This window comes from Actinosynnema sp. ALI-1.44 (assembly GCF_001984155.1).
GTDB lineage: Bacteria > Actinomycetota > Actinomycetes > Mycobacteriales > Pseudonocardiaceae > Kibdelosporangium.
The window spans coordinates 17,851-41,584 of record NZ_MTQO01000048.1 but is presented as its reverse complement, the minus strand read 5'-3'; the positions used below and the strand labels follow the sequence as shown (position 1 = coordinate 41,584).

The 23,734-nt window shown below is 68.6% G+C and carries 22 protein-coding genes; 10 read left to right on the top strand and 12 right to left on the bottom strand.

Annotated elements, in window-relative coordinates; genetic code table 11:
• Window positions 1-49: 49 nt before the first annotated feature.
• From rox to ALI144C_RS27700, 4 genes are all read right to left on the bottom strand, one after another.
• A complete protein-coding gene (gene rox, locus ALI144C_RS27715; RefSeq protein ID WP_076990488.1) occupies window positions 50-1,477 on the bottom strand; it encodes a rifampin monooxygenase in 1,428 nt (475 codons plus the stop codon).
• 191 nt (window positions 1,478-1,668) lie between these two features.
• On the bottom strand, window positions 1,669-2,301 hold the full coding sequence (locus ALI144C_RS27710) for an alpha/beta fold hydrolase (protein WP_076990134.1): 633 nt from the start codon (window positions 2,299-2,301) through the stop codon (window positions 1,669-1,671).
• A complete protein-coding gene (locus ALI144C_RS27705; protein ID WP_076990133.1) occupies window positions 2,298-2,777 on the bottom strand; it encodes a hypothetical protein in 480 nt (159 codons plus the stop codon). The genes ALI144C_RS27710 and ALI144C_RS27705 overlap by 4 nt, the downstream gene beginning before the upstream one ends.
• A 45-nt stretch (window positions 2,778-2,822) precedes the next feature.
• Entirely contained in the window at window positions 2,823-3,767 is a 945-nt protein-coding gene (locus tag ALI144C_RS27700; protein WP_076990132.1) for an NADP-dependent oxidoreductase, read from the bottom strand.
• Window positions 3,768-3,849: 82 nt separating this feature from the next.
• On the opposite strand from ALI144C_RS27700, the gene ALI144C_RS27695 reads away from it, so the two are divergent.
• The gene (locus tag ALI144C_RS27695) at window positions 3,850-4,212 is read left to right on the top strand and encodes a winged helix-turn-helix transcriptional regulator (RefSeq protein ID WP_076990131.1); all 363 of its coding nucleotides are present in this window, start codon (window positions 3,850-3,852) and stop codon (window positions 4,210-4,212) included.
• Between the two features lie 9 nt (window positions 4,213-4,221).
• A complete protein-coding gene (locus ALI144C_RS27690) occupies window positions 4,222-5,646 on the top strand; it encodes a carboxylesterase/lipase family protein (protein WP_076990130.1) in 1,425 nt (474 codons plus the stop codon).
• Here the strand turns inward: ALI144C_RS27690 and ALI144C_RS27685 are convergent.
• Both ALI144C_RS27685 and ALI144C_RS27680 read right to left on the bottom strand, forming a co-directional pair.
• Window positions 5,643-5,981 (bottom strand): hypothetical protein, encoded by a 339-nt coding sequence (locus ALI144C_RS27685; RefSeq protein WP_076990129.1) that lies wholly within the window; start codon window positions 5,979-5,981, stop codon window positions 5,643-5,645. The genes ALI144C_RS27690 and ALI144C_RS27685 overlap by 4 nt on opposite strands.
• Window positions 5,982-6,052: 71 nt before the next feature.
• Complete coding sequence (locus ALI144C_RS27680; RefSeq protein WP_143230909.1) at window positions 6,053-6,406, bottom strand: hypothetical protein; 354 nt, start codon at window positions 6,404-6,406, stop codon at window positions 6,053-6,055.
• Between the two features lie 207 nt (window positions 6,407-6,613).
• On the opposite strand from ALI144C_RS27680, the gene ALI144C_RS27675 reads away from it, so the two are divergent.
• Window positions 6,614-7,078: a peroxiredoxin gene (locus ALI144C_RS27675; RefSeq protein ID WP_076990127.1), complete on the top strand. Its 465-nt coding sequence runs from the start codon at window positions 6,614-6,616 to the stop codon at window positions 7,076-7,078.
• A gap of 11 nt (window positions 7,079-7,089) precedes the next feature.
• On the opposite strand, the gene ALI144C_RS27670 is transcribed toward ALI144C_RS27675, so the two are convergent.
• Window positions 7,090-10,242: a BTAD domain-containing putative transcriptional regulator gene (locus tag ALI144C_RS27670; protein WP_076990126.1), complete on the bottom strand. Its 3,153-nt coding sequence runs from the start codon at window positions 10,240-10,242 to the stop codon at window positions 7,090-7,092.
• An 84-nt stretch (window positions 10,243-10,326) separates the two neighbouring features.
• Here ALI144C_RS27670 and ALI144C_RS57765 point away from each other — a divergent pair, with 84 nt between their 5' ends.
• Window positions 10,327-11,205, top strand: a complete 879-nt coding sequence (locus tag ALI144C_RS57765; RefSeq protein WP_076990487.1) for an NAD(P)-dependent oxidoreductase — start codon at window positions 10,327-10,329, stop codon at window positions 11,203-11,205.
• Complete coding sequence (locus tag ALI144C_RS57760; protein ID WP_076990125.1) at window positions 11,202-12,068, top strand: NAD(P)-dependent oxidoreductase; 867 nt, start codon at window positions 11,202-11,204, stop codon at window positions 12,066-12,068. The genes ALI144C_RS57765 and ALI144C_RS57760 overlap by 4 nt, the downstream gene beginning before the upstream one ends.
• On the opposite strand, the gene ALI144C_RS27655 is transcribed toward ALI144C_RS57760, so the two are convergent.
• Window positions 12,028-12,471 (bottom strand): hypothetical protein, encoded by a 444-nt coding sequence (locus ALI144C_RS27655; RefSeq protein WP_076990124.1) that lies wholly within the window; start codon window positions 12,469-12,471, stop codon window positions 12,028-12,030. The genes ALI144C_RS57760 and ALI144C_RS27655 overlap by 41 nt on opposite strands.
• A 46-nt stretch (window positions 12,472-12,517) precedes the next feature.
• Window positions 12,518-13,318 carry an AraC family transcriptional regulator gene (locus tag ALI144C_RS27650; RefSeq protein WP_237774343.1) on the bottom strand — a complete coding sequence of 267 codons (801 nt, stop codon included), beginning with the start codon at window positions 13,316-13,318 and terminating at the stop codon, window positions 12,518-12,520.
• A gap of 66 nt (window positions 13,319-13,384) precedes the next feature.
• Here ALI144C_RS27650 and ALI144C_RS27645 point away from each other — a divergent pair, with 66 nt between their 5' ends.
• Window positions 13,385-14,290, top strand: coding sequence for a DMT family transporter (locus ALI144C_RS27645; protein ID WP_168211364.1), 906 nt, complete (start codon window positions 13,385-13,387; stop codon window positions 14,288-14,290).
• Between the two features lie 48 nt (window positions 14,291-14,338).
• Complete coding sequence (locus ALI144C_RS27640) at window positions 14,339-14,716, top strand: RidA family protein (RefSeq protein ID WP_076990121.1); 378 nt, start codon at window positions 14,339-14,341, stop codon at window positions 14,714-14,716.
• Window position 14,717: 1 nt separating this feature from the next.
• Here the strand turns inward: ALI144C_RS27640 and ALI144C_RS27635 are convergent, their stop codons facing one another.
• Window positions 14,718-17,717, bottom strand: a complete 3,000-nt coding sequence (locus ALI144C_RS27635) for a BTAD domain-containing putative transcriptional regulator (protein WP_076990120.1) — start codon at window positions 17,715-17,717, stop codon at window positions 14,718-14,720.
• Between the two features lie 57 nt (window positions 17,718-17,774).
• Between ALI144C_RS27635 and ALI144C_RS27630 the strand changes: the two genes are divergently transcribed.
• Complete coding sequence (locus ALI144C_RS27630) at window positions 17,775-19,217, top strand: MFS transporter (RefSeq protein WP_076990119.1); 1,443 nt, start codon at window positions 17,775-17,777, stop codon at window positions 19,215-19,217.
• On the top strand, window positions 19,168-20,178 hold the full coding sequence (locus tag ALI144C_RS27625) for a hypothetical protein (protein WP_076990118.1): 1,011 nt from the start codon (window positions 19,168-19,170) through the stop codon (window positions 20,176-20,178). The genes ALI144C_RS27630 and ALI144C_RS27625 overlap by 50 nt, the downstream gene beginning before the upstream one ends.
• Before the next feature lies 1 nt (window position 20,179).
• Here the strand turns inward: ALI144C_RS27625 and ALI144C_RS27620 are convergent, their stop codons facing one another.
• Window positions 20,180-20,863, bottom strand: coding sequence for a TioE family transcriptional regulator (locus ALI144C_RS27620; protein WP_076990117.1), 684 nt, complete (start codon window positions 20,861-20,863; stop codon window positions 20,180-20,182).
• Window positions 20,864-20,943: 80 nt separating this feature from the next.
• On the opposite strand from ALI144C_RS27620, the gene ALI144C_RS27615 reads away from it, so the two are divergent.
• Window positions 20,944-22,101: an erythromycin esterase family protein gene (locus ALI144C_RS27615; RefSeq protein ID WP_143230908.1), complete on the top strand. Its 1,158-nt coding sequence runs from the start codon at window positions 20,944-20,946 to the stop codon at window positions 22,099-22,101.
• Here ALI144C_RS27615 and ALI144C_RS27610 read toward each other — a convergent pair.
• Complete coding sequence (locus ALI144C_RS27610; RefSeq protein ID WP_076990115.1) at window positions 22,073-23,578, bottom strand: MDR family MFS transporter; 1,506 nt, start codon at window positions 23,576-23,578, stop codon at window positions 22,073-22,075. The two genes, ALI144C_RS27615 and ALI144C_RS27610, sit on opposite strands and share 29 nt — an antisense overlap.
• Window positions 23,579-23,734 lie beyond the last annotated feature (156 nt).

Below are 23,734 nucleotides of genomic sequence, written 5' to 3'. Positions count from 1 at the left end.
GTGAGCATCGCGTTGGTCGCCGGAGCGGGCGACCAACGCGAGCTCGCTCTCACGCCTTGGCGGTGCCGAACCACCTGGGCAGGTGCCTCAGCAGATCCCGCTGGTCGTCACCGGCCCATGCCACGTGACCGTCCGGCCGCAGCAGCACGGCAGGCGTGTCCAGTTCTTCGCTGACGTCGACAACGTGGTCGACCCGGTCTGCCCACCCCTCGACGGACAGCCTGCCGGTCTGGTCGAGCAGCAGTCCTCGGCCGGTGCGCATCAGCTCGTAGAGGCGTCCGTGCTTCAGCGAGACGTCGCGCAGCCGCCTGCCCAGCAGCTCGTGTCCTTCGCCGAAGTCGTACCGGACCCCGATCGCGGTGATCTTCTCGATCAGGAACCGGTTCACCACGTCGAAGTCCATCAGCTCGGAGAACAGCCTGCGCACGGACCGCGGCCCCGGCTCGGTGGACAGCAGCAGTATCTGCGCACGGGTGTTGTCCAGCACGTCGGCGGCCACCGGGCGCCGTTCGGCGTGGTAGGTGTCCAGCAGTCCGGCCGGGGCCCAGCCGTTGATCTCGGCGGCCAGTTTCCAGCCGAGGTTGAAGGCGTCCTGGACGCCGAGGTTCAGGCCCTGGCCACCGGTCGGCGGGTGGATGTGCGCCGCGTCGCCCGCCAGCAGCGCCCTGCCGACCCGGTAGTGCTCGGCCAGCCGGGTGGCGTCGCCGAACCGGGACAGCCACCGCGGCGAGTGCACGCCGAAGTCGGTGCCCGCGACCGCCACCAGCTGCCGCTTGAGCTCGTCGAGGGTCGGCGGGACCGCGCGGTCTTCGGCGACCCCGTCGGCGGGCACGATCATGCGGTGCGCGCCATCCCCGAGCGGCATGAGGCCGAACCGCTTCTGGGTCTTGCGGGTCTCGGTCACCACGGCGGTCAGTTCGTCCTCCGGCATGGTCACCATGGCCTCGCCGATCAGCGTCTCGACCCTGGACGGTTCGCCGGGGAAGCCGACGCCGAGCAGCTTGCGCACCGTGCTGCGCCCGCCGTCGCAGCCGACGAGGTAGCGCGAGCGCAGCCGCGTGCCGTCGGCCAGGCCGACGGTGACCCCGTCGTCGTCCTGGCTCAGGCCGACCACCTCGCAGCCGCGCCGCACCTCCACGCCGACCTCGGCGGCGTGCTCGTTCAGCACGCGTTCGATCAGAGGTTGTGGAATGCCGAGGATGTAGCCGTGCGCGGTGTCCATGTCCGACGGCCACGGTTTGTCCATCCCAGCGAAGAGCCCGCCGTTGTCGATCCGTTTGCCCAACGCGAGAAAACGGTCCAGCAGACCGCGCTGGTCCATCACCTCGATGCTGCGCACGTGCAGACCCATCGCGCGGACGACCTTGGTCGGTTCCGCGTCCCGCTCCAGCACGACCACGCGTACGCCGTGCAACCGCAACTCGGCGGCCAGCATCAAACCGGTCGGCCCGCCGCCGACGACGATCACATCAGTCACTGAGAAATCCCCCAACACACGCATGTCGCGATTCAAGTGTTCCCCAAACTCTGGCTTGACCGGGGAATTCTGCGACACAACCCGGGTCTTGCGGCAAGGCCCCGGGTGCGCTATATGTTGAAGTAGGCAAGGAGCGGTGAACTCCTTGCCGTTGTCGTTTATTTGCCGTTTCGGGGTCAGTCAGCTCGAATTCAGCTCTCCATAAGGAAATCCAAGGCCAGGCGGGCCAGTTTCTCCGGGTTTTCCTGGAGCATGGCGTGGGATCCGTCGAACTCGACGACGTTCGCGCCTGCCGCCGTGAGGTCGGCGAGCACGCCCGCGCGCATGGCGTTGTAGTAGTCGGCGAACGGCTCCTGCGCGGTCATCAGCTTGGTCGCGACCACGGCGAGGTGCCTGGTGGTCAGGCCGTCGTAGAAGTCGTGCACTGTGCCGTCGTCGATCAACGGGCGGAGTGCCACGTGCTCCGGCGGCATCTGCTCGGCCATCTCGTCGAAGACTTCCTTGAGCTTGGCCTTCCCCGTGGCCACCGCGTCGTCGGACAGGCCGGGGTAGGTCGACGGGTGGCCGTGGCCGTCCAGGTTGACCACACCGGGGCACTCGGGGTGGCGGTGGGCCCACTGGATGCCCAGTGCCCCGCCGAGCGAGTGCCCGACGACGGCCGGGTTGTCCAGGCCGAGCCCGTCGAGGTGGTCGAGCATCGCCGCCCACGTGGTCAGCCCGGTCAGATCCGGTGCCGTGCAGCGAAAGCCGGTCACGAACGAGATGAAGTCGGTCCAGTCGTCCGGCCGCCCGCCGGCGCCGTGCAGCAGCAACAGGTCTCTCATGTGCTTCGTCCCCTCAGTTGGATCCGTTCACGGATGGACGTCACGGTGACGCCCCCGTCGGGGTGGCGGGCGAGCTTGTTGCGGGTGACCAGGTCGTGCACACCTTGCCGGGTGACGCCGAGCATCGCGCCCGCGAGCGAGTACGAGACCGCTTCGCGGCCCGGGTACCCCATGCGGAGCAGGGTCACCTGCCCCAACGGGGTTTGCCACCAGCTCGCGGGCGGGTCGAACACCTCGTCGCTTGGGTACAGGGCGCCGATGATGCTCGCGACCGCGTACGTGCCGTTCGGGCCGAGCAAGCGCGCCGCCCACGACTCGGCAGCGCGCTCACACCGCCCCCGCAGCTCCGAGACCGGATCCGGGTCGCTGCTCGGTCCCGTCGCCGGGTCGTCGGCGAGCAGGATCTCCAGCGGGTCCAGCAGACGGCTGTTCATGATCGCCAGCAACTGCTCGACCAGCGGTCCGGGCTCGGGCATCGCCCACCTCCTTGACGTCCAGTGTCAAGTACTTGACGGAGACTGTCAAGTACTGATGCGCACTACCAGTTTGCCCTGGACGCGACCGCTTTCCTGCCGTTCGTGCGCGGCACGAATGTCGTCGAACGGGAAGACCCGCTCGACCTCGACGCGGACCTGGCCCGCGTCGATCAGGCGCGCGATCTCGGCGAGCGCGTGTCCGTCCGGTTCGACCAGGAAATCGATCGCGGTGACACCACGGGCCTCGGCGGCAGCGGCGAGCTCGTCGGACACGCCGCTGGGTACGGCGACGACGGTGCCGCCAGGCTTGAGCACGCCGGTTGACCGGATCGCGTTGTCCCCGCCGATCAGGTCGACCACGACGTCCTGGTCGCCGGTCACGTCCTCGAACCGGGTGGTCCGGTAGTCGATCACCTCGTCGGCGCCGATCTCGCGCAGCCAGTCGTGCCTGCCCGCGCTCGCGGTACCGGTCACGTGCGCGCCGACGGCCTTGGCGAACTGCACCGCGAAGTGACCGACGCCGCCGCCCGCCGCGTGGATCAGCACCCGCTGACCAGCCTCGATGTGCACGGCGTCGTGCAGGATCTGCCACGCCGTGAGCGCGGCCAACGGCACGGCCGCGGCGGTGTCGTGATCGACGGTCGACGGCTTCAGCGCGAAATGCCGCGACGGTGCCGTCGCGTACTCGGCGAACCCGCCAGCCTGATGTGGGAACCGTGGCATCCCGTACACCTCGTCGCCTGGCTTGAGGGTGTGCACGCCGAAACCGACCGCCTCGACCACGCCGGACACGTCCCAACCCAGGATGAACGGCGGCTCACCCAACAAGCCCGCCATGCCGCCGCCCGCGCGGGTCTTGGCGTCGACCGGGTTGATGCCTGCGGAGACAACCCGCACAAGCACTTCGGTTGGCAACGGCTCCGGCCGCGGAACGTCGATCTCCTGGAGGACCTCGGGGCCGCCGAATTCGTTCTGACTGATTGCTCGCATGGGCTCGACGCTATCCACGTAGCCCTACTTTCCCGCAAGGGTGACTACTATCCAATGGGAAGCATGCAGCTAGGAGGCTTGGATGTCGCTCTCATGTCCGACGGGACAGCACGACAAGCACGACGTGTACGCCGCGCAGTGCCCGTGCCGAGGCGTGCTGGACCTGCTGGCGAACAAGTGGGCGGCGCTCGCGATCGGCGCGATGGAGGAAGGGCCACAGCGCTTCGGAGAACTCCAGCGGCGGTTGGAAGGCATCAGCCCGAAGGTGCTGACCACCACGTTGCGCCGGTTGGCGGAAGCCGGGTTCGTCGATCGGACGATCTACCCGGCCGTTCCCTTGCACGTCGAATACGCGCTGACCGATCTCGGGAAGAGCGTCGCCGGGCCGCTGGCCGGACTTCGTGCCTGGGTGGAGGACAACCTGCACCGGATCACGTCCCTATAGTGGGGACGCGTGGCCTTCGTGACAATCGAGCAGGGGCGGCTCAACGGGCTGCAGGGCGATGGATGTGTTGTCTGGCGCGGGATTCCGTACGCGCAACCGCCGGTCGGCGAGTTGCGCTGGCGCGCGCCGATGCCGGTTTCTCGCTGGGCGGGAACATGGCCTGCCACCGACTACGGGCCGCAGTCCCTGCAACCGCAGGAGATCGGCGTCGCGGCGGCACCGTCCAGTGAAGATTGCCTGTACCTGAACGTGTGCGCGCCGGAGGGTGAGCCACCGCCCGGCGGCTGGCCGGTGCTGTTCTGGCTGCACGGTGGCGGCTACCGGACCGGCAGCGGGATCCAGGCCGGTGAGGGGGAGGCCTTCGCGCGTGCCGGGATCGTCGTCGTGACGGTCAACTACCGGCTCGGCGCGCTCGGCATGACCTACTTGGCCGGAATTCTCGGCGCGTCGGAAGAGGACGCGGGCGTGTGCGCCCTGCTCGACCAGATCGCGGCTTTGCGCTGGGTTCGCGGCAACATCGGCGCGTTCGGCGGAAATCCCCAGCGGATCACGGTTTACGGTGTTTCCGCGGGTGCGAAGAGCGTCGGCAACCTGATGGCGAGTCCGTTGAGCCGGAACACGTTCTCCCAGGCGATCATCAGCAGCGGCGGTGACCACGTCGCCACCCCCGAACAAGGCCTCGTGATAGCCAGGCGGCTGATTCGGGAACTGGGTGGCACGCGTCATCTGCGTTCGGTCCCGGCCGAGGACATCCTCGCGGCGCAGGAACGAATTCTGACCGGGATGGCGGCGGTGTGGCTGTGGCGTCCGACCATTCACCCGAAGGTGTTGCCCGCTATGCCGACATCGCTCGTGGCCGCGGGCAGCGCGGCCGGGATCCGGCTGATGATCGGCCACAACGGCAACGAGTCGGCGACGTTCTCCGCGTTCCTCGGTGAGCAGGCGACCGAGCCCGTCGACGACGTGCTGACCGGGATCTTCGGCGACACGAAGGTGCTCGACATCTACCGGGACACCCGCGGCGCGGACATGGCGAAAGCCGCCTTCATGAGCGACGAGCGCTACGGCATACCGACACAACGCCTCGCCGACGCGCAGGCCCGGCACAGCCGTGTCTACCGGTACCGCATCGACATCGCGCAGCCTGGCGTGCCCGAGTTCCTCGACGGCGCCCACGGTATGGAACTCGGCATGGTGTGGGCGCCGCCGAAGGAGGTCTCACTGCCCAGGGAGATCACCGCCGCGCAGATCCACCAGGCCTGGGTGAGTTTCATCGAGGACGGCATCCCGTTGCCCAGTTGGCCGCCGTACGGCGAGACGAGGCCGGTCATGGTCTTCGACGAGGACAGCCACGTCGAGTACGACCCGAACCGCCGGGAGCGCCTGGCCTGGGGCGACACGGCGTGGCAGCCGGGCGCGTGGTTCCGCTTCTAGGCACCCTGTTCGAGCCCGCGGGCGAGCCGCAGCAGGGCCTCGCGCAGGCGTAGCGGCATTTCCCCGTGGCGCACAAGGCTTTCGCTGAGCCACATCAGCTCGGCGATGTTGTACGCCGTGACCGGTCCGACCGCTGTGAGGTACTCCGCTGTGCTCTGCGCCCACATTCCGGTGAGCACAGCGACTTCGTGGTCCTCACGGCCGAGCAGCCGGATCAACGCGCCTTCCTGGGTGACACGCCAGACACCGGGCGCGGCCTTGCGGCCCAGTTCTCGTAGTCGGTCGGACGCGGTCCGGATCTCCTCGGCCGCCAACCTGCTCTCCCGCTCGAACACGTGTTCGATCTTCTGGGTTGACGGGTGGTGTGGGCAAATCGCCGTAACCCCCTAGGGGGAGTAATGGCTGCTCAACGGGTCAGTCGGGCTCGCACGGTCGTGCCTCCGCCCGCGATGCTCGTCGCCGCCAACGCGATGAGCGTGAACAGGCCCGCGGTCTCGGCCGACGCCTCGTCGAGGACGAGCGAGCCGGACCGGCCGACGACGAAGCCCGCGTACAGCAGCCAGCACTGCAGGCAGGTGGCGAGCGCGCCGACGACGGTGGTGATCGCCGAGACGCCGGCGATGGTCAGGGCGAGGGCGAGCAAGCCGATCTCGTGCTGGGTCGTGGCGCCGACGAGCGAGGCGATCAGGGTGGCGACGATGCCTGCCGCGAAGCCCGCCGCGGATCCCAGCGCGCCGGAGATCCGCGGCCATCTGTGCATGTCCTTGGCACCTCTCACCATTGCATTCACCCACGGTGACCGCGTGATGACACCTGGCGTGACGGGGTTTTGACGCGGCGGGCGAGTTCTTTTATGTCGTCTTGATCCCCTCAAAGGGAAGTCCCTGGTAGTGAGATCTACCCGATCGTGTGAGAGAGAAAGCGGCTACGCTCTGTTCGTTCCGGTGCGAACGAAGGAGACAACGACATGAGTGCGACCGTCGGCGACCTGGTCGAGGACTTCGAACTGCCGGATTCCACGGGAGCACCCCGGCGGCTGACCGAGTTCCTGGACAAAGGCCCGGTCGTGTTGTTCTTCTACCCGGCGGCGATGACCAAGGGCTGCACGATGGAATCGTGCCACTTCCGCGACCTGGCCGCGGAATTCGCGCAGCACAACGCCCAGCGGATCGGCATCAGCGCGGACTCGCCCGACAAGCAGCGCCAGTTCTCCGACCTGCACAGCTTCGACTACCCCCTGCTGTCCGATGTGGATGGAGAAGTGGCCTGGCGGCTCGGCGTCCGCCGCAAGCTGGGCATCGGTCCGCTCAGGACCCGCCGGATGACCTTCGTGATCGGAACCGACCGCAGGATCCTCGCGGTCATCCGGTCCGAGCTGGACATGAACGGCCACGCCGACCGCGCACTGGAAACCCTCGCCGCCAACCAGTGAACAACAACGCCTCAGGAACCGGGAATCAACTCCGGACAAGGCGTTTCCCCGCCGCGTTGGAACTCCGCGGTGAAGACACCGTCGCCGACGGCGGCCGCCACCGCCGCGGCGATTCGGTCAACGTCATGGCGCTGCCCGTCAGGCAACGGGTGACCGACGGATTCACGCGCCCGAGCCGCCGCACCCAGCAAGCGCGCCGCCGAAACGTGATTCCCTGCCTTCGTTTCCGTTCCGGCCAAACCTTCCAAGGTCAGCGCGACAGCCCGCGGATCGTCGGCGGTGCTCGCGATCGCGTACGCCTCCAGGTGCAGGGCGCGGGCTTTGTCCACTTCCCCCCGGTGCTCGGCCACAAAGCCGAGTTCGGCCAGGATCAGGGAGCTGCCCAGTTCGTAGCGCTGCTTTCGGTGCCACGCCAGGATGTTGAGCAGGTGCTTTTCCGCCGTCGCCAGATCGCCTGATTGACGGGCACCCAGCGCGAGGCCGGTTTCCGCGTACATCTCCGCGGGTTTCAGGCCGTGCTCCACGCCGATTCTCCTGGCCCGCTCGTGCAGTTCCCACGCTTTCGCGTAGTTCCCGCGCAACATCTCGATTCTGCCGAGCCACGACAGCTGGTACGACACGTCCGGCGTCAGGCCGAGCTCCTCCGCCATGCGCAGGCCGGCGAGGTGGACCTCGGTCGCCCGGTCGTAGTCGCCCGCGATCTCGGCCAGCGTGCCGATGCTGAAGGCGACCTGGAGCTGACCCCAGCGCTCGCCGATGCTGTCGAGCAGGTCCGCGCTTCGGGCCGTTTCGCGGTGGGCCGCGTCGAAATCGCCGCGGTAGCGGTACATGTTCACACGGTCGATCAGGGCGACGGCGATGCCCCAGGTGTGGTCCAGCGCCTCGAACTCGGCCAGGGCCTGTTTGGTCAAGGTCTCACTGGGCGACACGCCACCCATGGTGGTGGTCACGTAACCGAGGAACCACAACGCCATCGCGCGGTCGACCGGGTCCTTGATCTCGTAGGCCACGTGGAGGTTTTCGTCTTCGACGACCTCACCGGCGAGGATCGCGAGCCCGGCGTCCCACGCGAGCACCGGCGCCCGCAGATCCGGCGGCGATCCCGGGATCTCCAACGCCTGCCGGATGGTCCTGCGCGCCTCGGTCAGCCGTCCGCGCAGGTACCAGTACCACGTCATCGCCTTGACCAGCCGCAGGGCCAACGAGCCTTCGTCGTGCAGCAGAGCGGTTTCCAGCGCCCTGCGCAGGTTGGCCGACTCCAGGTCGATGCGGTCGAGCCATTCGCGCTGTTCGCTCGTGCGCAGTTTGGCGTCGGCCCGTTCCGCCAGGCTGACGTAGTACTCCGCGTGCCGCAGCCGCATCGAGTCGAGTTCGCCCGCTTCCTGCAACTGCTCGACGCAGTACGCCACAACGGATTCGAGCAGCCGGTACCGCGGCCCCGGGCCGCTGACCACCAACGACCTGTCGACCAGGTCAGCCACGTGGGACAGCACGTCATCCGGGTGCACGCCGCCGCCGGCGCACAACGCCTCCGCCGCGGCCAGGTCGGCGCCCTCCACGTGCACCGCCAGCCTGCGCAGGACCACCTGCTCCTCGGCCGACAGCAGTTGCCAGCTCCAGTCGATCATCGCGCGCAGTGTTCGCTGCCGCGCCGGTCCTCCCCGGTTCCCGCCCGCCAGCACACGGAACCGGTCGTCGAGGCGGACGAGCAACTCGTGCGTGCCGAGCGCGCGGACACGGGTCGCGGCGAGTTCCAGCGCGAGCGGAATGCCGTCGAGACGACGGCAGATCGCGGCGATGTCGGCCGCGTTGCCCGCGTCGAGTACGAACCCCGGCGCCGCGGCCGAGGCCCGCGCGACGAACAACTGCACCGCACTGAACGCGCGCACGTCGGCGGCAGCCACGCTGGCCGCGCTCGGCACGTCCAGCGGCGGCACGTTCCACACCACCTCGCCCGCCACACCGAGCGATTCCTGACTCGTCGCCAGGACACGCAGCCGCGGCGCGGCCCGCAGCAGCCGGGCCGCCATCTTGGCGATCGGCTCGACCAGGCCCTCGCAGTTGTCCAGGACGAGCAGGACGTCCTTGGCGTACAGGTACTCGGCGAGCCGGTCGAACAACGCGCCCTGTTCCTCGTGGATCCCGAGGGTGGCCGCGGTGACCTCGGTGACGAGGTCGTCCCGCGGGCAGGTCTCCGGTGTGCCGTGCTGGTCGAGACCCGTGAACTCGACCAGCCACGCCTCCGGCACCTGCCGCGCGGTCTGGACCGCCAGCCGGGTCTTGCCCACGCCACCGGGGCCGGTGAGGGTCACCAGCCGGGTCTCGCCGATCAACGACAGCACGGACTGCACGGCCGTCTCCCGCCCGACCAGCTCGGTCAGCGGCTCCGGCAGGTTCGTCCGCACCGCCGACGGCACGGGCACGTCCAGCGCCGGGTCCTGCCGCAGGATGCTCGAGTGCACCTCGACCAGTTCGGGACCGGGCGTCAAGCCCAGCTCCTCGTCGAGCACCGTGACCAGCTGCCGGTAGCTGTCCAGCGCCTCGGTCTGCCTGCCCGCGCCGTACAGCGCACGCAGGTGGAGCGCGCGTAACCGCTCGCGTAACGGGTGCGCGGCGACCAACTCGGCGAGCTCACCGGCCACCGGCCCGTGCTCGCCCAGCTCCAGCCGCGCCGAGAACCACTCCTCGTACGCGGCCAGCCGGTCCTCGGTGAGCCGCTGGATCACGGGGACCGCGAACGGCTCGTCCGCGAAGTCCGCCAACGCCGGGCCTCGCCACAAACCCAGCGCGTCGGACAACAGAGCCGCCCGCCTCCTCGGATCAGCCACATCACGCGCACGCGCGGTCAGCTCCCTGAACCGCGTCACGTCCACGTCGACCTGCATCACGTAGCTGCCCGACCGATGAGCCACCAGCAGCCGCCCGCCCGGCTCGGCGTCCTCCAGCGCCCTGCGCAGCTGCGAAACCTTGGTCTGCAGCGTGTTGCCCGGATTGCCCGGCAACCTGTCGCCCCACAGGTCGTCGGCCAGCCGGTCGACCGGGATCGGCCGTCCTTCCTGGACGAGCAGGTCCGCCAGCAGTGCGCGGACCTTCGCCTCGGGCACGCGCACCTCACGCCCGTCAGCGGTCCACGCGGCCAACGGCCCCAACACCCCGAATCTCACTCCACAAAGCTAGCGGGCTCCACCGACAGTTTTTCGTGCGTGGACCCGCAGCGATCCGTGCGTGGCGGTTCGCAGAGTGGGGTCATGCCAGATCTCAGCAAGCCGGCGGTGACCGTTCTCGGGCTCGGCGACATGGGAAGTGCCCTGGCCAGGGCCCTGCTCAAGGCCGGATACCCGACGACTGTGTGGAACCGCACACCCGAGAAGGCGAAGCCGCTGGTCGAGGCGGGTGCGACGCACGCGCCCACCTTGACCGGGGCGGTGGAAGCCAGCAGGCTCGTGATCGTCTGCCTGCTCGACTACAAGTCCGTGACGGACGTGCTCGACACCGCACGCGACGCACTGACCGGCAAGGTCCTGGTCAACCTGACCAACGGCACGCCGGGACAGGCCCGCGAGCTGGCCACGCGCTACGACGTCGACTACCTCGACGGCGGCATCATGGCCATTCCGCCGATGATCGGGGCGCCGCCCGCGTTCGTGTTCTACAGCGGCTCGCGCAGTGCCTTCGACACGAACAAGCAGGTGTTCGAAGCGTTCGGCGGCACGAACTACGTCAGCACCGACGCGGGGTTCGCCGCGTTGTACGACATCGGGTTGCTGAGCGGCATGTACGGCATGTTCGTCGGAGCCCTGCACGCCCTCTCGCTCGTCACTGCGGCGGGCGTTCCGGCACAGGAGTTCGCGCCGCTGCTCAAGCAGTACGTCAGCGCGATGCTCGGGTCTGTCGACGGTATGGCCGAACAGATCGACAAGCAGGACTACGCCATCGACGTCGTGTCGAACATCGGCATGCAGTCCGAGGCGTACGTGAACCTCACGCTGTCCGCCGAGGAACTCGGGATGAGCGCGGAGCTGCTGGCTCCGCTCGGCCCGCTGATGGCGCGTCGTGTCGCGGACGGGCACGGCCACGAGGACATCGCCGGAGTGGTGGAGATCTTGAAGAAGGGGAACAACAAGTGATTACTGTCATCGGCCTCGGACCGATGGGCCAGGCGATGGTCCGCAGCTTCCGCAAGGCAGGCCACGAAGTCACGGTGTGGAACCGGACCGCGTCACGCGCGGACGGCCTGGACGCCACGGTCGCGCCGACGGTCGCGGACGCGTTGGCGGCCAGCGAGTTGGTCGTCCTGAGCCTCACCGACTACAAGGCGATGTACGACATCCTCGGCGACGAGTCCATCAAGGACAAGGTGATCGTCAACCTCAGCTCCGACACGCCCAACAAGACGAGGGCGGCCGCGCAGTGGGCGAGTGAGCGCGGCGCGACCATGATCGGCGGCGGTGTCATGGTACCGGCGGAACTGGTCGGCACGGACAAGGCGTACGTGTTCTACAGCGGTCCGGAGGATGTCGTCCGGAAGTTCGAGCCGGAGCTCGGCGTGATCGGCGCGGTCAAGTACGTCGGCGCGGATCCCGCGCTCGGCCAGTTGTTCTACCAGGCGCAGCTGGACATCTTCCTGACGTCGCTGGCCGCGTACATGCACGCCACCGCCCTGGTCGAGGCAGCGGGTGTGCCGCCGACCGAGTTCCTCCCGTACGCGGTGGAGAACTTCGACATGATGTCGTACTACCTCGAAGACGCGGCCAAGCAGATCGAGCAAGGCAGGCACCCGGGTGACGCGGCCAACGTGATCATGATGGGTGCGACGGCCGACCACATCGTCGGCGCCAGCAACGAGTCCAGTGTGGACTCAGCGCTGCCGTACGCGGTGAAGTCCATGTACGACAAGGCGATCGCCAAGGGGCACGGCCGCGACAGCTGGACCAGCCTCTACGAGGTGATCAGGTCGACTGGCGCAGGTCGTCCGGCACGGGGACGCTGAGCGCGGCGAGGAACTCGGCAGTCCTGGCCTCGACGAAGGACTCCACCTCGCCGTCGTCATCGTCGTCGCCCCAGTTCTCCGGTTCGTCCTCGGCGAGGAAGTCGACCAGGTCGTCCGAGGTGACCGGGGAGATGCCGAGTTCCTCGCGCCAGGCGGCGAGCCCCTCGGCCTCACGGGCGACGTCCGTCGGGGCCGAGGCGTTCTCGTCGTCGAAGTAGACGCGTGGCGTGACTCCGATGTACGCGACGCCGGTGCCGGGGCCGGTCGGGTGGTAGCTGATGGTGGCGAAGTCGCTGTCGTGGACGTCGACCATCAGCCACGGGCCGGTCGCTTCGGGCCGGATGTCGGCGTCGTGCGCCGTCCACGAGTCGCCGTCGTACAGATAGGTACCGAATAACCCCACCGCAGCACCCTAAGCGGCGACCGGCCCAGTCTCAACATCCGGAAAGTCACGCACGCTGGTACTCACCGGGCGTGATGCCGTAGCAACGGCGAAACCACCTGGTCAGGTGGGCTTGGTCGGCGAATCCGGCCAGGCCGGCGGCCACCGAGGGCGACGTACCCGCCGCGATCAACCGGCGTGCGGCACGCAGCCGAAGTTGCCGTTGGTAGTCACTGGGAGACATGCCGTAGGCGGATTTGAACGCCCGGTACAACGCGAACCGGCTGCACCCGGCCGCGTCCGCGAGGTCGTCGGCTCCCAGCGGCTCCAGGTACGTCTCGGCAAGCAGTTCACGGGCGCGCCGGACGTTCGGCAACGGCGGTGCCGCCTCGGCGGCCGGGTGCAGCGCGGCCCGTCGGACGAGCGCTGCGACGGTGTCGGCGAGTGCCTCGTCCTTGGCCAGGGCGGTCGCCTCGGGGGCGAGGCTGCGGTACATCCGGTCGAGCGCGTCGGCCAGGACCGGGTCGTACAGCACGGGTTCGGCGAACAGCGGCAACCCCGCCGGTCGCCCGGCCCGGTCGGACAGCACGTCGGCGATCAGCGACGGGCCGATGTGGATGATCCGGTACGTGAAGCCGAGTTCGTGCCCGGCGTGGCCGTCGTGCGGCTCGTCCGGGTTGAGCGCCATCACCATGCCCGCCGCGCTGGTCCGGCGTGACCCGCGGCAGTCGAAGACCTGCGCGCCGAGTTCGGTCAGGCCGAACGAGTACGTGTCGTGGCTGTGCATGTGGTAGCTGTGTTCTTCGAAATGGGCGTGCATCGTCTCGACCGGACGATCGGCCATGCGCTGGTAACGGACCCACTCCACCGTTGCATTGTGCCTCGCGCACGAGCGTTCAAGACCCCGCCGCACACAGCGCACAGGATGGCCACCGTGCGTACGTATCTGATGCTCGTGCTGGTCATGGCGTTCTGGGGGAGCGCGTTCGCCTTGTCGAAGGTCGCGGTGCACGACGTGCCGCCGCAGGTGGCGTCGTTCTTCCGGTTCGGCCTCGGCGCTGTCGTGCTGCTGGTGTTGCACAGCGTGTTGGTCCGTAAACGGACCGCAGGCAAGGACTTGGGCAAGATCGCGGGACTCGGCATGGTCGGGATGTTCGCGTACAACTCGTGTTTCTTCCTCGCGTTGTCACTCGCCCCTTCGGCGGACGGCAGCGTGATCATCCCGGTGAGTTCGCCCGTGATCACGGTCGCGGTGACCGCGCTGATGGGACGGCGCAGGCTGACGGTCCGCGCGGTGAGCGGGCTGGGGATCGCCGTGGCCGGGGCGGCGGTGTTCTTCGCCGGGATCACCGGTGGCGGGTCCGGCCGAATCCTCGGTGACCTGCTGTTCCTCGCCGCTGCCTGCTGCTGGGCGACGTACACGATCTGCGGCGTGCCCCTGCTCGGCCGCCTGCCCGCGTTGACGGTCACGACCTTCGCCGCGGCCGCGGGAGCGCTGGGCCTCGGAGCTCTGGCCGTGCCGTTCTTCGGCGGCATCGACTGGTCCGCTTTGGACGCCGGATTCTGGCTCAACCAGGCCTACTTGGCGACACTGCCCACGGCGCTGGCCTACGTCATGTACTACCAGGCGGTTGGCCGCGTCGGCCCGGCAACGGCCTCGTCGGCGATGTTCCTCGTGCCTGTCTTCGGGTTGCTCGGGTCGTGGATCGTGCTGGGTGAGTCGATCACGCCGGTGCAGGCCGTAGGTGCCGCGGGGATGCTTGCCGGGGCATGGCTGGCGACCGTCGGTGGCGCCGTGCGCAAGCGTCACCCTGCCCATGTGGTCAGTGCTTCGGTATGACCGCTCGGATACTGTGCGAAGTGGTCCACTTCGAGAAGGGGGTATGCCATGGCAAGGCAGAACATCTCGTCCGGCGGGCGCTTCGAGCCGGTTTTCGGCTACAGCAGGGCGGTCCGCGTCGGCAACCAGGTCTTCGTCTCCGGCACCACCGCTCGTGACCCGCACCTCGACGGCACGGACGCCTACCAGCAGGCCAAGGCCGTTCTCGATATCATCAAGGCCGCGTTGGCCGAGGCCGGTTCCAGCCCGGCCGCCGTCGTGCGCACGGTGACCTACGTGACCGACATCGCGGATGCCGAACTCGTGGCCAAGGCACACAGCGAGGTGTTCGGTGACGTGCTGCCCGCGGCGACGATGGTCGAGGTGTCCGGTCTGATGGACCCGCGGATGAAGGTCGAGATCGAGGCGCACGCGGTCGAGGAGTGACTCACCGCGCGCCGCGGGCGAAAGCGGCGTCGAAGGCCTGATCGCCGATCGCGCGGCGCACAGCGGAGGTGATCCTGTCCACATCGGACCGTTCACCGTCCGGCAGTGGCGCGCCGGTGGTTTCCCGTGCGGCGGCCGCGGCACCGAGGAGTTCGGCCGCACGCTCGGGGGTGCCGTCGAGTGCGTGTGCCCCCGCCAGACCTTCCATGGCGAGCGCCACCGCGCGGGGATCGCCGGTTTTCTCCGCTGCCGCCAGGGACTTGCCGTGCAGGTCGAAGGCTGCGGCGGCGTCACCGCGCAGTTCCGCGACGAAGCCCAGCTCGGCGTAGACGAGCGCGTCACCGGGCTGGTAGTCGACCTTGAGCTGCCATTCGAGCATGGCGTTCAGGTGCGTCTCGGCGATGTCGAGCTTGCCTTCCCTGCGGGCGCCCAACGCCAGCCCGAACTGGGCGTGGATCACGCCCGGCTCGTACGAATGTTCCGCGGCCAGGCGCATCGCGCGCTCGTGCAGGTCCCACGCGCCGGGGTAGTCACCGGCAAGCAGCCGCAGGCGGCCGAGCCCGGTAAGCCGCTCGGAGACGTCCGTCCACAGACCCAGCTCCTCCGCGACACGCAGGCCGTCGGTGTGCAATCGCTCGGCGCGCTCGTAGTCGCCGGTGATCTCGGCCAGTGCTGCCAGCGGCGACACCACCTGCGACAGGCCCCAGCGGTCACCGATGTCCTCGAGCAGGTGGACGCTCCGCCGTCCCGCCTGCGCGACAGTCGCCAGGTCGCCGCGCAGGAGGGCCTGGTCGGCGCGGACCCCGAGCGCCACGGCCTCGCACCACGGATCGTCCGAGACGCCCGCGAGGGACCGCGCGATCAGATCCTCGCTCGCGGTCAGCTCACCGGCGACGAACAACGCGTAGCCGAGGAACCACTGGGATCGGGGGAACTCGACACCGCCGCTGAACGGTTCGTACGCCCGCAGAGCGGCTGCACACGCGGCCACCCGGTCAGTTCCTTGCCCCGCAAGCAGATCCAGACCCAACTGCCACACCCGCGCCTCGGCGCGCAACGCGGGCGAGCCGCCCAACGCCAATGCGGCGGTCAAGGCACGCGTCGACTCACTGCGCCTGCCGCGCAGGAACCAGTACCCGGTCAACGCGTTGGCCAGGCGCAGCGCCCGATCGGCGTCCGAGGCACGGATCATGCCGTCCAGCGCGGCCCGCAGATTGGCTGACTCACGGTCGAGGGTCGCGATCCACTGCCGCTGACCGGGGCCGTACAGCTCGTCGGACGCCTGCTCGGCCAACGCCAGGTACCAGCTCCGGTGGCGTTCCTGGGTTTCCGGCTCATCACCCGCCTCGGCGAGGCGTTCGGCGCTGTACTGCGCGACCGACTCCAGCAGGCGGTATCGCGGCTGTGGGTCGTGCGTGGCGACGACAAGGCTGCGTCGCGTCAACGTCGTGAGCTGGTCGAGCACGTCGAGCCCGGTCACTGCCTCGGCCGCGGCCAGCGTGCACCCGTCGATGTGGACGGAAAGCCTGCGCAGAACTGTTTGTTCCTGCTCTGACAGCAGCCCCCAGCTCCAGTCGAGCACCGCACGCAAGGTGCGTTGTCGCGGTGGCGCGTCACGGTAGCCGCTTGTCAGCAACCGGAAACGGTCGTCGAGCCGGGCGACCAGCTCGGTCACGCCGAGCACGGGCACACGCGCGGCAGCCAGTTCCAACGCGAGCGGGATCCCGTCCAGCCGTCGGCAGAGTTCCGCCACGACTTCGTCCGCCGAGATGCTGTGCCCCAACGCATTCACGCGTTCGGTGAGCAGACGGACGGCGTCCGGCTCGTCGAGCGGGGGCACGGGATACCGCACCTCACCGGGCACGCCAAGCGGCTCCTGGCTGGTACTCAGCACACGCACACCAGGGGCCGCACGCAGCAGCGTTGACACCAACTCGGCTGCTTGCGTGACGACGTGCTCACAGTTGTCCAGCACAAGCAGGAGTTGTTTGTCGCGCAACGCCGTCAGCACCAAGTCGGCCGGTGCGAGTTCCTTGTACTCACGCACACCCAGCGCGGCGAGGACAGCCTCCGCCACGGAGTTCGCCGAGGCCAGTTCGACCAGCCAGACGCCGTCCGGCGGGCTCATCCGGCGAGCGGTCGCGAGGGCGAGGCGCGTCTTGCCGACGCCGCCGGGCCCGGTCAGCGTGACGAGCCGCCCGGCGTCGAACAGCGTGCTCACGTCGGCGATCGCCGACGCACGACCGACCAGTGTCGAGACGTCCGCGGGCAGGTTGGTCCGTGCCTTGGTCAACCCGGTGTCCTGACGGAGGATCTCCTGGTGGAGCCGGACGATCTCCGGACTCGGATCGATCCCCAGCTCGGCACGGAGCCGGGCGGTGAGCTCACGGAAGCTCGCCAACGCCTCGCTCTGCCGACCGGACCGGTACAGCGCACGCATGTGCACCGCCCGCAGTCGTTCGCGCAGCGGGTGCGCCGCGACCAGTTCGGCCAGTTCGCCGACGTCCCATTCGGTGAGGGCGTCCAGCCTGTCCTCGATGGCCGCCAACCGCTGTTCGGTCAGGCGCGTGACGGCGTGCCGCGTGAACTCCGCGTCGGCGAAGTCGGCGTACGCGGGACCGCGCCACAAAGCGAGCGCTTGATCCAGCAACTCGACCTTCCGGTGTCCGTCCGACGTCGACCGGGCCCGTGCCGTCAGCGCGGCGAACTCGGCCGCGTCCACGTTCTCGGCAAGCAACCGGTAGCCGGCGGGCGTGGACTCCACGAGCGCCCGATCACCCAACGCACTGCGCAGTTGAGCGACGCGCACCTGCAGTGCGGCAGCGGGATCACGGGGTGGCCGTGCGCCCCACAGGTCCTCGACCAGCCGGTCGGCCGAAACCGGCTGCCCCTGGTGAACCAGCAGGTCGGCGAGGAGGAGACGGACCGCCGCGCGGGTGATCGTGATCGGCTCACCGGCAGAGGTGTGCACGGTGAGCGTCCCGAGCACACCGAATCGCACGACTGGAGACAATAGCTTGGTAAGTCCTTGGTAGGCGCTCACGCGCACGCTCGCGACATGGAGACAACCACATCCCGGGCAGGAGCCCGGGAATGGCTCGGGCTCGCCGTGCTGGCGTTGCCGACGCTGCTGCTCGGCATGGACGCCACCGTGCTGTACCTCGCGATGCCGCACCTGGCCGCCGATCTGCGGCCGACCGACACCGAGATGCTGTGGATCGTGGACAGCTACGGCTTCCTGGTCGCGGGCTTCCTGGTCACGATGGGCACGCTGGGGGACAGGATCGGCAGGCGGAAACTGCTGGTGATCGGCGGAGGCGCGTTCACCGCGGCGTCGGTGCTCGCCGCGTTCGCCACCAGTCCGCTGATGCTGATCGTCGCGCGGGGACTGCTCGGCGTGGCCGGTGCCACGCTCGGCCCGTCCACGTTGGCACTGATCAGCACGATGTTCCCGGCAGCGCAGCGTGGGACGGCGATCGCGGTGTGGGCCACGTGCTTCTCGGCCGGGATCGCGGTCGGGCCGATCGTCGGCGGGCTGCTGCTGGAGTGGTTCTGGTGGGGCGCGGTGTTCCTGCTCGCCGTGCCGTTCATGGCGGTGCTCGTGCTGGTCGCGCCGGTCCTGCTGCCGGAGTTCCGCGACACCGGTGCCGGGAAACTGGACCTGACCAGCGTGTTGCTCGCGTTGGCCGCGGTGCTGCCGGTGATCTACGGCATCAAACAACACGGCGGCGTGGTCGGGAGCGCCGCGATCGTCGCCGGGCTCGGGTTCGGCGTGCTGTTCGTCACACGACAGCGCAAGCTCGCGCACCCGTTGCTGGACCTGCGGATGTTCGGTAGCAGGTCGTTCAGCGTCGCGCTGATGGTCCAGGTGTTCACGATGACCGCGATCGGCGGCGTGTACCTGTTCGTCACGCAGTACATGCAGCTGGTCCAGGACTTCCCGCCGTTCGTGGCCGGGCTGTGGCTGGTGCCGTCCGCGCTGGTGCTGGTGGTCAGCTCGATGGCCACACCGAAGCTGACGAGCAGGTTCACGCCCGCACACGTCGTCGGTGTCGCGTTGGCGCTGGCGGCGATCGGCTTCGCCGTGCTGGCCCTCGCCGCCGGGCTCGCCGCCGTCGTGACGGGGTTCTCGTTGATATACCTGGGAGTCGGCCCGATCATGGCACTCGGTACCGACCTGGTGATCGGCACGGCACCGCCGGAGAAAGCCGGTTCGGCGGCTGCCATGTCCGAGACCGCGATGGAGTTCGGCATCGCCCTCGGCGTGGGCGTGCTCGGTGTCGTCGGCACAGCAGTCGCCACGGACGGACAATCGTTGCTGGAGACCACACCGACGCAGTTCACCGCAGGGCTCAACGTGGTCGCGTCGGTGTGTGCCGTGATCACGGCGTCGCTGTCCGTGCTCGTGCTCCGGATACTGTCCTCTCGTGCGAAGGGAATAGGATCCGGTGATGCGATTAGGACAGATCACGTGTCCGTCCGGCCACCTGGTCGTCGCTGACGGGGGTTATCTGGGCGCGTGGTCGGGCGATCGGTCGCCTGCCGAGATCGACCCGGTGCTGCTCGAGATCGACGATCCCCGGCTGGTCAAGGAGATCGTCGGCGCGGTCGACTTCACCATCGCCGGACCGGACGCGGAAGCGGCGGCTGCCGCGTACGACAGGCAGGCGGGTGTGTCGCTGTACGACATCCCGATGTCCCACGTGCCGGACCTGCCACGGCAGTTCGCGGAGTTCTGCCACGACGAGGGTTTCGACGCACGCGTCGAGCCGCAGCCCGAACGCGTGCCGCACCGCGAACGCGTTCGGCGCAGCAACGCCCGAGGTGACGGCGGGTTCATCATCTTCGGTGTGCCGGTGGTGACTGTCAGCGGACTGCCCACCGACCGCCCGTTGCCGGTCGAGGCGACCAAGCACGACTACGGCGAACACGGTGTGCGGCTCAAGGACATCACTGTGCGAGTCGGTGAGGAACCCGTTACCCGCAGTGAGTTCCTCGGCCGGGTCGGCGTGGACTGGGCCAGGCTGGCGTTCGCCGACGCGGACGCGTTGGGCGCGTGGCGGCACCTGAAACCGGTCGACGGCAAGGCCGACGTGGCGTTCTGGGGCCTGGACGCCGAGGAAGCGGCCGCGGCTCACGAGGCGGGCCTGTTGCCCGAAGGCGTGCACGGCTGGGAGGACCTCGGCCTGGAGGACGCGATCTCCCGTTACGAGGCCGTGGAGACGTGGCAGACCGCCAACGGCAAGAAGCTCAAGCTGGACTTCCGGCCGCATTCGCACCACTGGCAAGTCATGCGAGACGTCCGCGCGGGCGAGACTGGCTCCGGTGAGATCGAGGTCGGCGGGGCACGGATCGTCTTCGCCATGACCGACTGGGGTGACGGCTTCTACCCGACGTACGCCGACTACGCGGGCGACCGGCTCGTGGGTGTCCGGGCGGTGCTGGACATCCACGTCCAGTAGTTCAGAAGCCACCGTCATCGAGGTAGGCGCCGAGTGACGCGGCGGCGGCGAGCATGGCGCGACCACGCCGGACGTGCTGCTCACGCCAGTCGTCAAGGACCGCTTGCAACGGTTCGACGCCACCGGCCGTCCGCACCTGGTCGAGGACCTCGGCGATCTGGTGCAGCAGGTAGCCGCCTCGCCTGAGCTGGTGCGCCAACTCGGCGTCCCGGACGTCGGCCGCCGAGTAGACGCGGTAGCCCGTCCTCGGGTCGCGGTTCGGCCGGACCAGCCCGGCCCGTTCCCATTTCCGCAGGGTCGCCGGGCGGATCCGCAACTGGTGGGCGAGCGCGCCGATGGACTCCACCTTGGACTCGCTCGGCGGCGTCAGGTCCTCGAGCGCGTCGCGCACTGCGACGAGCGTCTGCCGGTCCTTGCGGAGCTGGTCGTGGCTGTCGTCGATGAGCGCCAGCGCGCGATCGAGCTCACCGAAGTTGACCGCGCGCATGATCGCCGAGGCGGTCTGGTGGCCGTGCGCCGGGATGAGGGCGAGGAACGTGCCCAGCGCGGCCGCGTGCGACGGCGTGTACCGGCGGTAGCCGCTCGGCGTGCGGTCCGCGGGCGGCAGGATCCCGGCTTCCTCGTAGTTCCTGACCGCCTGCGTGGACAGGCCATACTGCCGGGCCAGGTCAATCGGCCTGTTCATGGCGTTGAAGGTTTTCTCACGATCCGTGGACGTATTCCAGGAAAAGTTTACACTGGAAGTTCAACGATACGGTTGAGGCCATGCTGATTGAACAAGCAGGGATGGCTTTGTCCGAGGATGTCGGGCCCGCGGTGAACGCGTTCCTGGAGACCCGGCCGACCACTCCGCACGTGTTCGCGATGGGGGAGCCGACGCACTGGGTCGAGGCGTTGCCGCGACTACGAACTCGCGTCTTCCAGTACCTCGTCGAGCACCACGGCTACCGCGCGCTCGCGATCGAGAGCTGCTGCATGAAGGGCTTGGTGGCGAACGCCTACGTCGTCGACGGCGTCGGGTCGGTCGACGACGCGCTGGAAAACGGGTTCAGCCACGGATTCGGCCAGTTCGAGTCGTCGCGCGAACTGCTCGAGTGGATGCGGGAGTACAACCGGACCCACGACGACCCGGTCCGGTTCTTCGGCTTCGACGGACCGTTGGAGATCACCGAGGCGGCCAGCCCCCGCCAGGCGATCACCGGGCTGAACGCGTTCTTCGGCTCACCGTACGAAGTGGACGAACTGCTCGGGCCGGACGAGCGCTGGACCAACCCCGACGCGGCGATGGACCCCACGCAGTCGGTCGGCTCGTCCGACGACGTCGAGCGGCTCAGGCTGATCGTCGACGACCTGCGGGGACGAGTGGTCGCCGAGACACCGCGGCTGATCGCGCGGTCCCGTGACGACTGGTGGCTGGCCAGGCTGTACGCCAGGACCGCCAACGGTTTGCTGCGCTACCACGCCACCATGGCGTGGAATTCGCCGGAACGGATCCCGGTGCTGCTGGCGATCAGGGACGCGATGATGGCCGAGAACCTCAAAGCCGTCACCGAGTACGGCAAGACCATGGTCTTCGCGCACAACAAGCACCTGCAGCGGGAGAAGTCCGTGTGGGAGTTCGCTGACGCGACGCAGGAATGGTGGAGCGCGGGCGCGATCCTCGGCGCCGAACTCGGTGCCGGGTACACGTTCCTGGCCACCGCGATCGGCAGCGCGCCCGACTTCGAGATCGGCACACCCGCCCCGGGCACCCTGGAGGGTTCACTGCCGCGCGACTGCGTCCTGGAATCCAGCCGGATCGACACCACCGGCTTGAAGATGCGTGACGACAACGACCACCGCTGGTTCCCCATCGACCCCGCCCACGTCAAGGACACGGACGGGATCGTGTTCCTCAAGCACGTTCCGCCGCAGTCCGGCTAGGCATCAACAGCAAGGCGACCACCATGAACGCGGCGATGACGACCATCGCGGTGAAGACGTTGTGCGTGGCGTCGTACAAGGCGCCACGCACGAACGTCGCCACCGGTGAATCGTCCTTGGCGCCCAGGACGAGACTCGTCGCGTCGAGGCTGTCGGGCAGTTGCCCGGCCACCTCGGCCGGTGGGTTGGCGAAGCGGTTGGCGAGCGTGGCGTTGGCGATCGCCCCGAACACGGCCACACCGACCGCGCTGCCGAGCGAACGGCAGAACATGGTCGTACCGGTGGCGACACCACGCCGTTCCCACCCGACCGACACCTGCACGGCGATCGTGGACGGGCTGGACGTCAGGCCGAGACCGACGCCGACGACGAACGCGACCGCTCCGGCCAGCCAGACCGCGGTGGTCGGGCTGAGCAGCGTCGTCAGCACGGAACCGACGATGGCGAACACCGCACCGGCCATCGCCGTGTTGCGCAGACCGATCCGCATGTACGCGTGACCGGACAGCGTGGCCGCGATCGGCCAGCCGATGGTCATGGCGGCCAGCGTGAAGCCAGCGACGAGCGCGCCCGTGCCCAGCACACCCTCGGCGAACGTCGGCAGGTACGAGCTGAGGCCCATCATCAACGCGCCGACGATCAACGACATCAGGTTGCCGCCGACGATCGTGCGGTTCTGGAAGACCCACAGCGGCAGCACCGGTTCGGCGGCCTTGCGTTCGACGAAACCGAAAGCGATCAACGAGGCCGCGCCCGCCGCGAAGATCAGCAGACTCGGCGCGGAATCCCACGCCCACGCCACGCCGCCTTCGAGCAACCCCAGCAGAGCCAGCGACAGGCCGATGGTCAGCAGTGCCGACCCGAGGTAGTCGATCTTGTGTTTGCTCCTGGTGATCTTCTCGTTGAACTTGCGCATCAGGACCAGCACGGCCAGCGCGCCGATCGGCAGGTTGATGAAGAAGATCCACCGCCACGAGACGTACTCGGCGAACACGCCACCGAGCGCGGGGCCGATCAGTGACGACGCCGCCCACACGCTGGTGGCGTAACCCTGGACCCTGGCTCGTTCCTCCAGCGTGTACAGGTCGCCGAGCATGGTCATGCTGATCGGCTGCACGGCACCGGCGCCGATGCCCTGGATGGCGCGCGCGGCGATCAGCACGGGCATGCTCCAGGCGGCGCCGCACAGCACCGAGCCGAGCAGGAAGATCCCGATTCCGAAAAGCAGCACGGGTTTGCGGCCGAACAAGTCGGCGAACTTCCCGTAGAGCGGGGTCGTGACGGCCTGCGTCAACAGGTAGATGGAGAACAACCAGGGAAACTGTGAAAACCCGCCCAAATCGGCTACGACGGACGGGACGGCGGTCGCGATGATGGTGCTGTCCAGCGCCACGAGCGCGGTGGCCAGCATGATCGAACCAAGGATCGGTCCGCGTTCGGAGCGCAACCCCACAGCGGTGCGCGCGACCTGAGTCATGAAATTCCTCCCAGTAGACCGACAACCATGATCTACCTGGAGTAATTCCAGAGGTGGTGTGAACTGCGCTACTTTCGGGATAGCGCAATTTCGCGTCAATCCCCGACATGTCCCGGCGTCGGGCGGTGTGCCGCCACCGGTAGGCTGGCTACAGCA

Excerpts from the sequence above, each read along its gene's own strand:
- ALI144C_RS27675 (WP_076990127.1), top strand. The coding sequence starts at position 6,614 with ATGAGTGCGACCGTCGGCGACCTGGTCGAGGACTTCGAACTGCCGGAT.
- ALI144C_RS27630 (WP_076990119.1), top strand. The coding sequence starts at position 17,775 with ATGGAGACAACCACATCCCGGGCAGGAGCCCGGGAATGGCTCGGGCTC.
- ALI144C_RS27700 (WP_076990132.1), bottom strand. The coding sequence starts at position 3,767 with ATGCGAGCAATCAGTCAGAACGAATTCGGCGGCCCCGAGGTCCTCCAG.
- ALI144C_RS27695 (WP_076990131.1), top strand. The coding sequence starts at position 3,850 with ATGTCGCTCTCATGTCCGACGGGACAGCACGACAAGCACGACGTGTAC.
- ALI144C_RS27620 (WP_076990117.1), bottom strand. The coding sequence starts at position 20,863 with ATGAACAGGCCGATTGACCTGGCCCGGCAGTATGGCCTGTCCACGCAG.
- ALI144C_RS27625 (WP_076990118.1), top strand. The coding sequence starts at position 19,168 with ATGCGATTAGGACAGATCACGTGTCCGTCCGGCCACCTGGTCGTCGCT.
- ALI144C_RS27710 (WP_076990134.1), bottom strand. The coding sequence starts at position 2,301 with ATGAGAGACCTGTTGCTGCTGCACGGCGCCGGCGGGCGGCCGGACGAC.
- ALI144C_RS27705 (WP_076990133.1), bottom strand. The coding sequence starts at position 2,777 with ATGCCCGAGCCCGGACCGCTGGTCGAGCAGTTGCTGGCGATCATGAAC.
- ALI144C_RS27615 (WP_143230908.1), top strand. The coding sequence starts at position 20,944 with ATGCTGATTGAACAAGCAGGGATGGCTTTGTCCGAGGATGTCGGGCCC.
- ALI144C_RS27640 (WP_076990121.1), top strand. The coding sequence starts at position 14,339 with ATGGCAAGGCAGAACATCTCGTCCGGCGGGCGCTTCGAGCCGGTTTTC.
- ALI144C_RS27610 (WP_076990115.1), bottom strand. The coding sequence starts at position 23,578 with ATGACTCAGGTCGCGCGCACCGCTGTGGGGTTGCGCTCCGAACGCGGA.
- ALI144C_RS27680 (WP_143230909.1), bottom strand. The coding sequence starts at position 6,406 with ATGCACAGATGGCCGCGGATCTCCGGCGCGCTGGGATCCGCGGCGGGC.
- ALI144C_RS57765 (WP_076990487.1), top strand. The coding sequence starts at position 10,327 with ATGCCAGATCTCAGCAAGCCGGCGGTGACCGTTCTCGGGCTCGGCGAC.